Source organism: Streptomyces beijiangensis (assembly GCF_017315755.1).
Lineage (GTDB): Bacteria > Actinomycetota > Actinomycetes > Streptomycetales > Streptomycetaceae > Streptomyces > Streptomyces beijiangensis.
In genome coordinates this window covers 1-326 of sequence record NZ_JAFLRJ010001139.1, presented here as the reverse complement: position 1 = coordinate 326, position 326 = coordinate 1, and the positions used below count along the sequence as shown (strand labels likewise).

The window sequence follows — 326 nt, the reverse complement described above, 5'->3', positions numbered from 1 at the left end:
ACGTACGTCAACCCGGCGATCGCCGTGGCGGCCGGAGTCGCGCTGCTGGGTGAGGAGTTGACCGTCTCGGTGGGCGGCGCCTTCGTTCTTATTCTTGGGGGATCCGTGCTCGCCACCTTGAAGGGGAGGGGCGAGGCGAAGAAGGAGGAGAAGGAGGAGAAGGAGAAGGAGGCGGCGGAGCCGGTCGTCGATGGTGACGGCGTACCGGCCTCCGCCGGGTTGGTGTGAGCGGCGAGGGCTACTGCAGCGGGCTCAACGCCCGCTGCAGGTCTGCCAGTTCGCTGTAGTGGACCGCCGTCATGCCCAGTGCCGTGGCCGCCTTGACG

At 68.1% G+C, this 326-nt stretch carries 1 pseudogene; it reads left to right on the top strand.

What is annotated here, in order from left to right:
- A pseudogene (locus J0695_RS44865) lies at positions 1–228 on the top strand (hypothetical protein); the annotation flags it as partial.
- Positions 229–326: the final 98 nt, after the last annotated feature.